The following is a 13602-nucleotide window of genomic DNA, read 5'->3' on the forward strand; positions in this document are numbered from 1 at the left end:
TACAATCCCGTAGGCCGGATAAGACGTTTACGTCGCCATCCGGCAACAACGACTTATGCACTACGCTTCAGCAGCATCGACTTAATATGGCCGATAGCGCGCGTCGGGTTCAGCCCCTTAGGACATACACTGACGCAGTTCATGATGCTATGGCAGCGGAATACGCTGAAAGCGTCACTTAAACCTTCCAGGCGACTGTCGGTCTCGGTATCGCGACTATCAATCAGGAAGCGATACGCAGCCAGCAGACCCGCCGGGCCAACAAACTTGTCCGGATTCCACCAGAATGACGGGCAGGACGTTGAGCAGCATGCACATAAAATACATTCATACAGCCCATCGAGCTTCTCACGCTGCTCAGGCATTTGTAAATGCTCACGAGCCGGTGGATTTTTCCCATTATTCAACAAGTAAGGTTTAATCTTCTCATACTGTGCGTAGAATTGCCCCATGTCTACCACCAAATCGCGCACCACCGGTAAACCCGGCAACGGGCGGATGACAATTTTTTTGCCCGGCTGATTCAGCGCAGAAATAGGTGTGATACAGGCCAGACCATTTTTGCCGTTCATGTTCAGGCCGTCGGAGCCACAAACGCCTTCACGGCAAGAGCGACGGAACGACAGTGACGGGTCTTTTTCCTTCAGCTGCATCAACGCATCCAGCAGCATCATGTCGCGACCTTCTTCCGCTTCCAGGGTGTAATCCTGCATATGCGGAGCATCGTCTACGTCTGGGTTATAACGATAAACTGAAAACTCGAGTTTCATTGTCCTGTCTCCGCATTAATAAGTACGAATCTTCGGCGGGAATGCCGGGCGCAGTTTCGGTTCCATGTTGACCTGACGTCGTGTCATGGATTCCGATTCTGGCAGGTACAGGGAATGGCACAGCCAGTTTTCATCGTCACGTTCCGGGAAGTCGAAGCGGCTATGCGCGCCACGGCTTTCGGTACGGAAGTTTGCAGACACCGCCGTGGCGTAAGCAGTTTCCATCAGGTTATCCAACTCCAGACACTCAACGCGCTGGGTGTTGAACTCGCTGGAGGTATCATCCAGACGGGCATTTTTCAGGCGCTCACGAATCACCTTCAGCTCTTCAAGACCCTTCGCCATCGCGTCACCTTCACGGAATACCGAGAAGTTATGCTGCATACATTCCTGCAGCGCTTTACGGATGACCACAGGATCTTCGCCGTCACGGTTGCCGTTCCAGCGGTTCAGTCGTTCCAGAGAAGCATCAATCTCGTCTTCTGTTGCATCGCGAAGGTCACCCTGCTCGGCGATAGATTCCTGCAGATGCAGACCCACCGCACGACCGAACACCACCAGATCCAGCAGCGAGTTGCCGCCCAGACGGTTGGCGCCGTGAACCGATACGCAGGCGATTTCGCCCACCGCAAACAGCCCAGGAATCACTACGTCTTCGCCCTGCTCGTTCACGGTCAGCGCCTGGCCGGTCACTTTGGTCGGCACGCCGCCCATCATGTAGTGGCAGGTTGGGATAACCGGAATAGGTTCTTTCACCGGGTCAACGTGAGCAAAGGTACGGGAGAGTTCAAGGATGCCCGGCAGACGGGACTCAAGAACCTCTTTACCCAGATGGTCGAGTTTCAGCTTGGCGTGTGGGCCCCATGGACCGTCACAGCCACGACCTTCACGGATTTCGATCATGATAGAACGCGCCACCACGTCACGACCCGCCAGGTCTTTCGCATTCGGGGCATAACGCTCCATAAAGCGCTCGCCGTGTTTGTTCAGCAGGTAACCGCCTTCACCACGGCAACCTTCAGTGACCAGAACCCCTGCCCCGGCGATACCGGTTGGGTGGAACTGCCACATTTCCATATCCTGCACCGGTACACCGGCACGGATTGCCATGCCAACGCCGTCACCGGTATTGATATGCGCGTTGGTGGTGGACTGGTAAATACGGCCTGCGCCGCCGGTCGCCAGCACGGTGGCGCGGGCTTTGAAGTAAACCACTTCACCGGTTTCGATACACAGGGCGGTACAGCCGACCACTGCGCCATCGGCGTTTTTCACCAGATCCAGCGCGTACCACTCAGAGAAAATGGTGGTATGGTTTTTCAGGTTCTGCTGATACAGCGTGTGCAACAGCGCATGACCGGTACGGTCAGCTGCTGCTGCAGTACGTGCCGCCTGCTCGCCGCCGAAGTTTTTCGACTGGCCACCAAACGGACGTTGATAGATAGTGCCATCGTCAAGACGCGAGAACGGCAGGCCCATATGGTCCAGTTCCAGAATCGCTTCCGGGCCGGTCTTACACATATATTCAATCGCGTCCTGGTCACCAATGTAATCCGACCCTTTAACGGTGTCGTACATGTGCCATTCCCAGTTATCTTCATGGGTATTACCGAGCGCAACGGTGATGCCACCCTGCGCGGAAACGGTATGGGAACGGGTTGGGAACACTTTGGAGAGCAGCGCACAGGTCTGGCCGCTCTGGGAAATTTGCAGCGCCGCGCGCATACCTGCGCCACCGGCACCAATCACAACAGCATCAAATTCTCTGACTGGCAGTTTCATTACACACCCCACACCACAACGAATCCATAAATGACGTAAACCACCAGTGCAACGACAATCGCCAGTTGCAGAATCAGGCGCACGGCCAGTGGTTTAACGTAGTCGGTCAACACCTGCCACATGCCGATCCAGGCATGAATCAAGATAGAAAACAGTGCCAGCAGGGTGAAGACTTTGGTGAATGCCGATGAGAAAAAACCGGTCCAGATTTCCCAGGTCAGCGTGCCACTGGTGGCGAAGAAGCCGACCATATAGATGATGTATAACGTCAGAACGATAGCGGTAGCACGGACCAGAATGAAGTCATGTACGCCGTTGCGTCCTAATGCGGAGGCGTTGCTTACCATACGAGGACTCCTGCGAGAAGTGAAAGCACGACAATGATAACAAAAGAAATTTTGGCAGAACGCGTCCCTGCTTCGAGGGTTTCTTCGATGTAGCCAAAATCCATCAACAGATGGCGAATGCCCATGACGGCGTGGTAGGCCAGCGCTATCAGAATTCCCCACAGAATTAACTCCACAAAGAAGTTATTCATAATGGAAGACGCCGCGAGGAAACCTTCAGGGGAGGAAAGGCTGGTACCCAATAACCACAACAGTATCCCGACCGCCACGAAGGTGATCACTCCAGATACGCGATGGAGAATGGACGCTATCGCCGTGATTGGGAACCGAATCGTTTGCAGATCCAGATTGACAGGTCTTTGTTTTTTCACATTTCTTATCATGAATAACGCCCACATGCTGTTCTTATTATTCCCTTTAGACTTCGGGTACAGAAGATGAAGACTCCTGTTGCCTGAAAGACGACGGGATTTCCTTCCTCCGGTCTGCGTGCGGGTCAGACAGCGTCCTTACTATAACTACGCGTCATATAAAACACTGCTTCCAGTTGCTAAAACGACACGTTACAACGCTGGTTGGCTCGGGATTGCAGGGTATTCCGGAGACCTGGCGGCAGTATAGGACGTTCACAAAATCATTACAATTAACCTACATATAGTTTGTCGGGTTTTATCCCGAACAGTGACATAGGTCACGATAACAACATTATTTTAATTTTTAATCATCTGATTTGACAATCATTAAACAAACTTGTTACAAACGACACCAGAAAAAGCATATAATGCGTAAAAGTTATGGGGTCACTCTTTCACCGATGAGTAAGTTATGTAACAGTGTGGAAAGGTTGACCAATGAATTCAGGACAGTTATTAGTGTAGACAGGTTTAATAATTCGGATTGCTAAGTTGTTGATTTGTTGCTAATTCACCATGAGTTAACTGATTTACCTGCAAGCGCCCATTGCTCTGTACCCTGGTTTTCTCCTCTTCGCAGAGCGGCGAGCCGAATAACAAAGTGGTAACGGTTAATTGATGAGTTGAAACAGATCTCACCTGAGTAGTCTTAAGCAATAAGGCGCTAAGGAGACCGTAAATGGCTGATACTAAAGCAAAACTCACTCTAAACGGTGATACTGCTATCGAACTGGATGTGCTAAAAGGCACGCTCGGTCAGGACGTTATTGATATTCGTAGCCTTGGCTCAAAAGGCATGTTTACTTTTGACCCAGGTTTCACCTCTACCGCATCCTGCGAATCCAAAATTACGTTCATCGACGGTGACGAAGGTATTTTGCTGCATCGCGGCTTCCCGATTGACCAGTTGGCAACCGAATCTAACTATCTGGAAGTGTGTTATATCCTGCTGTACGGTGAAAAACCGACGCAGGAAGAGTACGACGAGTTCAAAACCACGGTCACTCGCCATACCATGATCCACGAGCAGATCACCCGTCTGTTCCACGGTTTCCGCCGCGACTCCCACCCGATGGCCGTGATGTGCGGTGTCACCGGGGCGCTGGCTGCGTTCTACCACGATTCTCTGGACGTGAATAATCCGCGCCATCGTGAAATTGCCGCCTTCCGTCTGCTGTCCAAAATGCCGACCATGGCCGCAATGTGCTACAAATACTCCATCGGCCAGCCGTTTGTTTACCCGCGCAATGACCTGTCTTACGCCGGTAACTTCCTGAACATGATGTTCTCCACGCCGTGCGAAAAATACGAAGTGAATCCGATTCTGGAACGCGCAATGGACCGTATTCTGATCCTGCACGCCGACCACGAACAGAACGCCTCAACCTCTACCGTACGTACCGCGGGCTCTTCTGGCGCTAACCCGTTTGCCTGTATCGCTGCCGGTATTGCTTCCCTGTGGGGACCGGCACACGGCGGCGCAAACGAAGCCGCACTGAAGATGCTGGAAGAAATCAGCTCGGTTAAACACATTCCTGAATTTGTGCGCCGCGCGAAAGACAAAAATGACTCTTTCCGCCTGATGGGCTTTGGTCACCGTGTTTACAAAAACTATGACCCGCGCGCCACCGTGATGCGTGAAACCTGCCATGAAGTGCTAAAAGAACTGGGCACTAAAGATGATCTGCTGGAAGTGGCGATGGAGCTTGAGCACATCGCGCTGAACGACCCGTACTTCATCGAGAAGAAACTGTACCCGAACGTCGACTTCTACTCCGGTATCATTCTGAAAGCGATGGGCATTCCGTCTTCCATGTTCACCGTGATCTTTGCCATGGCGCGTACCGTTGGTTGGATTGCTCACTGGAACGAAATGCACACCGACGGCATGAAAATCGCCCGTCCTCGTCAGCTGTACACCGGCTACGACAAGCGTGATTTTAAGGCTGATATTAAGCGCTAATTCTCTGCCGGATGGCGCTATCGCTTATCCGGCCTACGTTTTTATTTCCGTAGGCCGGATAATCCGCATCTTGCTATGCCCGGCACATTCTTTCTTTTTCTTGACTCCCGTTGTTTTCATCCAGCTTTCTCTATGATTTACTGAGTGTTACTTAATTATACTCAGGAGCATGGGATGCCTGTTTTGCAGTGGGCCGCATTGTTTGTGCTGTCATTACTTCTTTCCCTGCTCTTTCTGTTTATCCATCTCCCGGGACCGCTACTGCTCGGTTCAATGATCGTTGGCATATTGTTCAGTTTGCGTGGCATTGCCCTGCACCCGCCTCGCTGTACCTTTCTTGCTGCACAGGCCATTCTCGGCTGCATGATTGCGCAAAACCTCACCGGCTCCATTTTTACAACGCTGGCGGCACACTGGCCGGTGGTGATTGCCATCCTGCTGGCGACCCTTATCTCCAGCACCGCAATAGGCTGGCTGTTGGTTCGCTACAGTAAGCTGCCGGGCAATACCGGCGCGTGGGGATCTTCACCCGGCGGTGCGGCGGCAATGGTTGCGATGGCCCAGGAATATGGCGCCGATATCCGTCTGGTGGCGTTTATGCAGTATCTGCGCGTGCTATTGGTGGTTGGCGCTGCGGCACTGGTCACCCGACTGGTAATGGGCGATCGGGCGCAAGCGGTCAGCGAGCAAATGGTCTGGTTTCCGCCGCTGAGCAGCAATTTGTTCAGCACCCTGTTGCTGGCCGTGGTGGCTGGTACTGCCGGACGCTTACTGCGTATACCTTCAGGCGTGATGCTGCTGCCGATGCTGGCTGGCGCGCTGCTGAACGCAGGCGGCGTGATGGTGATTGAACTGCCGGAATGGCTGCTGGCGATAGCCTATATGGCCATCGGTTGGCAAATTGGTCTCGGTTTTGACAAGCAGATCTTTTTTATGGCGCTGCGCCCGTTGCCACAGATCCTGTTGTCCATTTTTTCACTGATGGCGATTTGCGCCGCCATGGCGTGGGGACTGGCGCATTACATGCAAATAGATTTTCTCACCGCTTATCTGGCGACCAGTCCTGGTGGCGTGGACTCCGTCGCAGTGATTGCCGCAGGAAGCCACGCCGATATGGCGCTGATCATGGCAATGCAAACCCTGCGGCTGTTCAGCATTTTGCTCACCGGGCCGGCCATCGCCCGCTTTATCTCGGCACATGCGCCGAGAAAACCGCCGTCTTAACGCGGGGCGTTAATCCGGGTGACCAATCTCCGTCACGGTCGTTCCGGATTTATCCACGGTAAACATAAACTCGGTCATACCACCCGGAAAATTCTGCGTAATATGCAGATTGTTTTTGCCTTTCCAGACATATTCCACGAGATCCGTATCCCCAAGATTTTCTATTTTACGATCCTTGCCTGGGGTCAACGTGGGTGTCAGGTTTTGACGGTCCGACCGTGCTTTTCTCAGTGCCTGATACGTTTCTTCCAGCGTCATGGCAGGGTAAAAACAACGAGTCTGGGCTCCGTGTTCATAAATATATTCCATATCCCGCGGCCCGGACTCACATTGAGGGGCTACCGATTCAGCAGCACTGGCCGACGTGGCAAAGAAACCGGCTGTTGCGATAAGTAAGGCGGTACAAAAAAAACGATTAACATCCATATTCCACTCCTGCTCATCACCTTGAGAGATTCAGGTGACCTTATTCGACATATCCCTCTGCATCACCGGGACCGCGTCATGTTATGTTATTTCTGACAACCCGGACACCAGTAAAATGGTCTTGACGACAGCATCGTTTTTTCAATAATCCCGCCGCATCGCTCGCAGGCTTCACCGTCGCGGTGAAAGACTTTAAAGCGAAACAGCGCCCCGTGATGCTTATTCTCATCAGCCAGTCCACGAGTGTTATAGGATAAACGCGGAATATCGAGCAGCGCCTGCGCCAGCGCGTCCAACTGTTGTTCGCTTAGCTGCGACGCTTTATGTTGCCCCGTCAGCCCAACCTGCCAGAGGATCTCTACCCGCAGGTAGTTACCCAATCCCGCGAGAAACGCCTGATCCAGCAGCAGGCCGGAAAACTGCCGATTGCGAAAGCGCGGTGACAGCAGACGCGTTTTGACTTCAGCGGGTGTTAAGTGCAGATCCAGCACGTCCGGTCCTACCCGCTGCAGGAAAGGGTGGGTAGTGAGCTGTTCTGGCGTCAGTATTTCGATATCCGACGCGCTATAGAGCAGGATAGTTTTATCGGCGGTTTGCAACCTGACGCGCAACACGCGGGTAGTCTCCGGGATATTCCCCGTGTCCACTACCCGCCAGACGCCGTACAGTTGATTATGGCTATATAACGTCAGACCATTGGAAAAATGGGTGAGTAAGGCTTTACCCCGCGTTTCGAGCTGGGTAATACGCTGCCCAATCAGTTGAGATTGATACGGTTTTAACTGCTCAAAGGCAAACCAGACATCCGTCAACGGTTTGCCTTTGACTGCCGCCTCCAGGGTATCCGCCGCGCGGCGGATCTCCGGACCTTCAGGCATAATACTGTCCTTTGTTAATGTGTTGCACCGCCCGTCACGGCGATATCGCGCTCCACCTGTAACGCCGTGACGATGGCAATTTCCAGCGCGCGACGCACCGTATCACTCGCCATACTTGGCGCACCGGGATGGGCTGCGGCCTGCTGTGGAAGATAAGGGATATGAATGAATCCCCCCTTCACCGTCGGCGTATCTCGCAGTTTGTGCAGCAGCCCATACATCACGTGGTTACAGACGAAGGTACCTGCGGTTTGCGAAACCGATGCCGGAATACCAGCGCTGCGCATGGCCGCCACCATGGCTTTGATCGGCAGTGTGCTGAACCACGCCGCCGGGCCATCGGCCACAATCGGTTCATCTACCGGTTGCTGGCCACGGTTATCCGCAATACGCGCATCGTCCACGTTGATAGCAACGCGTTCAACGGTGATGTCTGTACGACCTCCGGCCTGACCGACCGCCAGCACCAGCGACGGTGACAGCGTATCAATCGCACTATTGAGCACTGCCAGAGATTCACCAAATACGCACGGCAGTTGGCGCGCCACGACGCGGCATCCAGCGATGATAGCATTGTCGAGCCCCGAGACCACTTCCCAGGAAGGGTTAACTGACTCGCCGCCAAAGGGTTCAAATCCGGTGATTAATACCGTTTTCATCCTTCCTCCTTACAGGAACATCAGGAAATACATCAGGAACACATTCACCAGCAACAGCAGGATGCCGGTCGGCACCTGCGCTTTAATCACCGCGTTTTTATCCGGCAGCTCCAGCAGCGCCGCTGGCACGATGTTAAAGTTTGCCGCCATCGGCGTCATCAGCGTTCCGCAATACCCGGAGAACATACCAATTGCCGCCATCACCGCCGGATTGCCGCCGTGCTGCAAGACGAGGATTGGAATCCCAATCCCGGCGGTCACAATCGGGAAGGCGGCAAAGGCGTTACCCATAATCATGGTCAGCAACGCCATACCGATGGTATACACCGCCACCGCAATAAAGCGGCTGTCCACCGCCAGATATTCCTGCGTCAGATACGAAATGCCGCTGCCGACGCCCGCCGCCGTAAACAGCAGTCCGAGCGTGGCAAGAATTTGCGGCAGAATGAACGCCCAGCCGATGGAGTCCAGCAGACGACGCGCTTCCTGAATCGGCTGATGTGCCCGCTCATGGGTCATTTTAACCGCCATTGCCAGACCAATCAGCGAACCGGCGGTCATGGAAAATAGCGTCACCAGCGTGGCGTGATTCCCCGGCCCAAACAGCGCATTCTGTAAACCCGGAATATGATTGAACATCAGCACACCGACAACAGTGACCACCGGGATCGCCAGCGCCGGGAAAAACAGCCGGTTGCCCAGTCGACTGGCGCTTTCTTCACGCTGTTGTTGCGTACGTTGATGGTAGCTGCCGAGCTTCACGCCGCCAAAACCGGCGATCAGCGCCAGTACGACCACCGCGATACCCACCGCGATATGCACCGTACGTTTATCGCCAAACAGTGAATAGGTCCAGTCACCCAGCAAAAACAGTAGACCATACACGCCCCAGAACAGACCGGTGGTTAAACGCCGGGGGTTCGCTTTGTCCTGCCAGGACATCACGGCCACAATCAACAAGACCGCACCCGCCAGCCAGTAGAGATAGCTTTGCTGAAAATTCATTTCGCTTCTCCTTTCGCTGCGGCATTCGCTTTCGCGACTTCTCGTTGCAGATAGCTATCCAGCCGCCACAAGCGCGCACCGTGGATCAGGAAGGCACAAATCGCCGTTGGGATCCCCCACAGGGCAATGTGCAACGGCTCGGTCTGGATCCCGCCGGACTCCAGCATAAAGTTGTGCATGAAGATGATTGCCCCAAAGGCAACAAAGATATCTTCGCCGAAAAACAGCCCAACGTTATCGGTCGCCGCTGACATCGCACGCAGGCGATAGCGTACAGAGCCTGGCAGTTCACCGTGATTTTTCTCAGCGGCCCCTTCTGCCATCGGCGCCAGCAGCGGACGCACCATTTGCGGATGCCCCCCCAGACTGGTTAGTCCCAGCGCGGCGGTCGCTTCACGAATAAACAGATAGACAATCAGCAAACGGCCGCTGGTGGCGCTACGGATTTTCGCGATCCACGCCTGGGCGCGTTCTTTCAGGCCATGGCGCTCCAGCAGGCCGATGACCGCCAGTGGAATCAATAAGATAAACGGCAGGTTGCGGGTGTTGAGAAAACCTTCACCCAGTTTTTCGAGGATAGTGGCGATCGGCATATGCGCCGCCAACCCGGTGACGATCCCGGCAATGATAACCACCAATACCGGGCTAAAACGTAAAAGAAATCCGACCACGATGACGGCGATCCCCGTCAATGGCCAAAGAGAAATTACCTCTTCCATAATTCATTCCTGTTAAAACTCGTCATACTTCAAGCTGCAGGTGCGTTGACTGCCTTCGTTCACCCCAGTCACTTACTTCTGTAAGCGCCTGGTAACTCACTCACTGGTCATCTTCCTGCAACTCGAATTATTTAGAGCTTATGTTGTTGTGTAATATGTTATTGTTTTGTATGGTAAATCTTATGCGCTAATTTCAATATTGCATGCATTAAACGCGCTGCGCAAACGGCGGGAAAAAGCGAGTGCGTGCTCACCATCACCATGAATACAGACCGTCTGTGCCGTGACGTTGGCCCATTCTCCGGTTTGGCTTTTTACTCTCCCGGACTGCACCATTTGTAAGGTTTGCGCCAACGCCTGCTCTTCGTCTTCAATCAGCGCCCCCGGCTGACTACGCGGAACCAGACTGCCATCCGCCTGATAGCCGCGATCGGCAAACACCTCCTGACGCGTCTGCAGACCATAATGCTCGCCGGCCCGAATCAGTTCGCTACCCGCCAGCCCCACCAGCACCAGCGACGGATCGCAGGCATGCACCGCCCTGGCGATGGCATCGGCTAACTGTGGATCCCTGGCGGCCTGGTTGTACAACATGCCGTGCGGTTTGACGTGGCGCATCACGCCACCTTCCGCCCGGGTTATCGCCGCCAGCGCACCGATTTGATACAGCGTCTGGGCGTAAACCGTATCGACGGGCAGGGTCATGGCGCTACGGCCGAAGTTTTCCCGATCCGGAAAACTGGGATGCGCCCCCACTGCCACGTCATTTTTTAACGCTTCACGCACGCTTGCCAGCATGGTTTGCGCATCGCCGGCGTGAAATCCGCAGGCAATGTTGGCAGAAGACACCAGTTGCAGCAGCGCGGCGTCATTTGCGCAGCCTTCACCGAGGTCTGCATTCAGATCAATTTTCATCGTTAAGTCGCCATGTTAATTGTTCCAGATAACGCTGCTGGTCGTGACGCGCCTTTAGCGCTTCCTCCAGCGAGCACTGAACAAAATGAATTGGCTGGCCGAGGGGAATTTGCGCCAGATGGTACATATCCGCCTCAATGATACAGGCGATACGTGGATAGCCCCCCGTGGTCTGGGCGTCGTTCATCAGCACAATAGGCTGGCCGTTATGCGGCACCTGCACCACGCCGGGAAGCAGACCGTGCGACAACAGTTCTCGATCGGTAGTGCGCGTTAGCGGTTGTCCCTGCAGGCGATACCCCATGCGGTTACTCTGCGGGCTGAGTTGCCATGGCGAACGCCAGAATGACGCCTGCGAAGCTTCATCAAACTCATGATACTCAGGTCCGGGTAACGCACGAATGCGGTTCCCCCACATGAGCTGTTTTACCCCCTGCGGTCCGCTGAACCGTCGCGTGGAAACGCCCACCGCCAGCCTGTCTCCATCGCGTAACAGACGCCCTTCCAGACCACCGATGCCGACTTTCAGGTCGGTGCTGCACGACCCCATGACCTCGGGAACATCAATGCCACCCGCTATCGCCAAATAACTGCGCATGCCATGTTGCGGACGTTTTAGCGTCAGGCGTTGCCCAGCCTTCACCGGAAGTCGCCATCCGCTCCACACCGGGTTACCGTCTAAATGTGCATCACACCCCGCGCCGGTCAAGGCAAACCAGCTATCTGCGTTAAACTCCACAACCAACTGACCGAGCGTTATCTCCAGCGCGGCGGCATTTGCATCATTGCCCACCAGCAGGTTGGCAACGTTCAATGCGGGCTTATCCAGCGCCCCACAGTGGCTGATTCCTGACTGGCGAAAACCGTGACGACCGCCGTCCTGGACGGAAGTGTACATACCGGCACGAATGATAGTTAACATACTCCCTCCTTCTGCGGTACAAAGCGCACGGTATCTCCTGGTCGTAACAGGATGGGTTCATCCCGGCGGGGATCAAACAACTTAATGGCGGTATGCCCTATCAGCTGCCATCCCCCCGGTGTGGCGAGCGGATAGATACCGGTTTGTGAGCCGCCGATACCGACCGAACCTGCTGGAACAATCAGACGCGGTTCCGCACGTCGTGGAGTATGCAGTTGTTCCGGTAAGCTCCCGAGATAGGGGAACCCTGGCTGAAAGCCTAAAAACCAGACCACATAGTCAACAGATGCATGCAATTCAACGGCCTGCTTTTCGCTTAATCCACTGTGTTGTGCGACATCGGCCAGATCCGGTCCCTGCTTTCCGCCGTAGGTCACCGGAATTTCAATAAAACGCGACTCCGGCTCCAGTGCTTCACTCTCCTCCCACCAGCGTTGCAGACGTTCAATGGCATCCAGCGCCAGGGTTTGCGGATTACGCAGCGTCACCGTGATATTGTTCATACCCGGGATCACTTCAAGCACATTCGGGGCATCAACCAGGCGCTGAGCCAAACCCCAAATACGTTTCTGGGTCGCCAGCGTAATGGGGGGTTCCAGTTCCAGAACCACCGCAGTTTCACCTAACAGATAACAACGCGCTCGCTGCACTTTCGTCCCTCTTTTTACAACCTGATTCATTAGGCGGGGTTAGGAATATCGATAAACGATACATCCAGCTCGGTATTTTCATTCAGCCATTCACTTAACGCGCGGATACCGCCGCGTTCGGTGGCATGGTGTCCGGCGGCATAGAAATGCAGCCCCTGCTCACGGGCTGAGTGAATAGTTTGCTCTGAGACTTCGCCGGTAATAAATGCATCAACACCAAAACGGGCCGCGCTATCAATGAAGCTCTGCCCTCCCCCGGTGCACCAGGCAACGCGCTGAATTTTTTCCGGCCCGCTATCGCCACACCACAATGGTTTACGCCCTAAACGCGCCTCAATCCACGAGGCAAATTCTAGCCCCGGAACCGGCATGGCAAGTTCACCCCACGGTACCAACAGCTCGATTTCACCCATCACGGTAATGCCCAACAGCGCCGCCAGCTGTGCGTTGTTACCCAGCTCCGGGTGAGCATCCAACGGCAGGTGCCAGCCATACAGGTTGATGTCATTTTCCAGCAGCGTTTTCAGACGATGGCGCTTCATGCCACGAATTACCGGAGATTCGCCTTTCCAGAAGTAACCGTGATGAACGATGACCGCATCAGCGCCCAGGCGCACAGCCTCATCCAGCAATGCCTGGCTTGCGGTCACGCCGGTCACGATTTTATGCACCGTCTCTTTGCCCTCAACCTGCAAACCATTCGGCGCATAGTCGCTAATCGCGGCACTGTTCAGTTTGTCGTTGATCAGTTGTTCCAGCTCGGTGTTTTTCATCATCGCCCTCGTTGTCATAATTTCTGCCTGTCCAATCAGCAATACTGCTTATGTAAAATAGCGTCCCCGCCTCCATTCGTCGATAACCATTTCACTGACACATCAAGAAACACTCACTCGCCGTTTGAACGTAAATTGCTTACCACTACGTGATTT

The 13602-nt window shown here is 54.2% G+C and carries 16 protein-coding genes; 3 read left to right on the top strand and 13 right to left on the bottom strand.

What is annotated here, in order from left to right; translation table 11 throughout:
• Positions 1 to 53: 53 nt before the first annotated feature.
• From sdhB to sdhC, 4 genes are read right to left on the bottom strand one after another with little or no spacing between them, the layout of a single operon-like run.
• The gene (sdhB, locus tag AC3ITF_RS15590; protein WP_115259048.1) at positions 54 to 770 is read right to left on the bottom strand and encodes a succinate dehydrogenase iron-sulfur subunit SdhB; all 717 of its coding nucleotides are present in this window, start codon (positions 768 to 770) and stop codon (positions 54 to 56) included.
• 15 nt (positions 771 to 785) lie between these two features.
• A complete protein-coding gene (gene sdhA, locus AC3ITF_RS15595) occupies positions 786 to 2552 on the bottom strand; it encodes a succinate dehydrogenase flavoprotein subunit (RefSeq protein ID WP_115259049.1) in 1767 nt (588 codons plus the stop codon).
• A complete protein-coding gene (gene sdhD, locus AC3ITF_RS15600; RefSeq protein ID WP_115259050.1) occupies positions 2552 to 2899 on the bottom strand; it encodes a succinate dehydrogenase membrane anchor subunit in 348 nt (115 codons plus the stop codon). The genes sdhA and sdhD overlap by 1 nt, the downstream gene beginning before the upstream one ends.
• Positions 2893 to 3297 carry a succinate dehydrogenase cytochrome b556 subunit gene (gene sdhC, locus AC3ITF_RS15605; RefSeq protein WP_161959010.1) on the bottom strand — a complete coding sequence of 135 codons (405 nt, stop codon included), beginning with the start codon at positions 3295 to 3297 and terminating at the stop codon, positions 2893 to 2895. The genes sdhD and sdhC overlap by 7 nt, the downstream gene beginning before the upstream one ends.
• A 416-nt stretch (positions 3298 to 3713) precedes the next feature.
• Between sdhC and AC3ITF_RS15610 the strand changes: the two genes are divergently transcribed.
• From AC3ITF_RS15610 to AC3ITF_RS15620, 3 genes are all read left to right on the top strand, one after another.
• On the top strand, positions 3714 to 3803 hold the full coding sequence (locus tag AC3ITF_RS15610) for a hypothetical protein (RefSeq protein ID WP_423250628.1): 90 nt from the start codon (positions 3714 to 3716) through the stop codon (positions 3801 to 3803).
• Between the two features lie 188 nt (positions 3804 to 3991).
• A complete protein-coding gene (locus AC3ITF_RS15615) occupies positions 3992 to 5275 on the top strand; it encodes a citrate synthase (protein ID WP_115259051.1) in 1284 nt (427 codons plus the stop codon).
• A 174-nt stretch (positions 5276 to 5449) separates the two neighbouring features.
• Positions 5450 to 6499, top strand: coding sequence for an AbrB family transcriptional regulator (locus AC3ITF_RS15620; RefSeq protein ID WP_135912381.1), 1050 nt, complete (start codon positions 5450 to 5452; stop codon positions 6497 to 6499).
• Positions 6500 to 6508: 9 nt separating this feature from the next.
• Here the strand turns inward: AC3ITF_RS15620 and AC3ITF_RS15625 are convergent, their stop codons facing one another.
• The 9 genes from AC3ITF_RS15625 to ybgI form a co-directional block, all read right to left on the bottom strand.
• Positions 6509 to 6925, bottom strand: a complete 417-nt coding sequence (locus tag AC3ITF_RS15625; protein WP_181596913.1) for a hypothetical protein — start codon at positions 6923 to 6925, stop codon at positions 6509 to 6511.
• A gap of 86 nt (positions 6926 to 7011) precedes the next feature.
• Complete coding sequence (gene nei / locus AC3ITF_RS15630; protein ID WP_174360650.1) at positions 7012 to 7803, bottom strand: endonuclease VIII; 792 nt, start codon at positions 7801 to 7803, stop codon at positions 7012 to 7014.
• Positions 7804 to 7817: 14 nt separating this feature from the next.
• Positions 7818 to 8462, bottom strand: a complete 645-nt coding sequence (gene pcp, locus AC3ITF_RS15635) for a pyroglutamyl-peptidase I (RefSeq protein WP_117342247.1) — start codon at positions 8460 to 8462, stop codon at positions 7818 to 7820.
• 9 nt (positions 8463 to 8471) lie between these two features.
• Positions 8472 to 9467, bottom strand: a complete 996-nt coding sequence (locus AC3ITF_RS15640) for a DUF979 domain-containing protein (RefSeq protein WP_096757849.1) — start codon at positions 9465 to 9467, stop codon at positions 8472 to 8474.
• On the bottom strand, positions 9464 to 10186 hold the full coding sequence (locus AC3ITF_RS15645) for a DUF969 domain-containing protein (RefSeq protein ID WP_489175817.1): 723 nt from the start codon (positions 10184 to 10186) through the stop codon (positions 9464 to 9466). The genes AC3ITF_RS15640 and AC3ITF_RS15645 overlap by 4 nt, the downstream gene beginning before the upstream one ends.
• A gap of 180 nt (positions 10187 to 10366) precedes the next feature.
• The gene (pxpA, locus tag AC3ITF_RS15650) at positions 10367 to 11101 is read right to left on the bottom strand and encodes a 5-oxoprolinase subunit PxpA (RefSeq protein ID WP_489175818.1); all 735 of its coding nucleotides are present in this window, start codon (positions 11099 to 11101) and stop codon (positions 10367 to 10369) included.
• Positions 11091 to 12023 carry a 5-oxoprolinase subunit PxpC gene (gene pxpC / locus AC3ITF_RS15655; protein WP_489175819.1) on the bottom strand — a complete coding sequence of 311 codons (933 nt, stop codon included), beginning with the start codon at positions 12021 to 12023 and terminating at the stop codon, positions 11091 to 11093. Before pxpC ends, pxpA begins: the two co-directional genes overlap by 11 nt.
• On the bottom strand, positions 12017 to 12673 hold the full coding sequence (pxpB, locus tag AC3ITF_RS15660; RefSeq protein WP_096759448.1) for a 5-oxoprolinase subunit PxpB: 657 nt from the start codon (positions 12671 to 12673) through the stop codon (positions 12017 to 12019). Before pxpB ends, pxpC begins: the two co-directional genes overlap by 7 nt.
• Positions 12674 to 12702: 29 nt before the next feature.
• Complete coding sequence (gene ybgI, locus AC3ITF_RS15665) at positions 12703 to 13446, bottom strand: radiation resistance protein YbgI (RefSeq protein ID WP_489176449.1); 744 nt, start codon at positions 13444 to 13446, stop codon at positions 12703 to 12705.
• Between the last annotated feature and the right edge of the window lie 156 nt (positions 13447 to 13602).

The sequence above is a fragment of the Citrobacter sp. KH_055_1 genome (genome assembly GCF_057838705.1).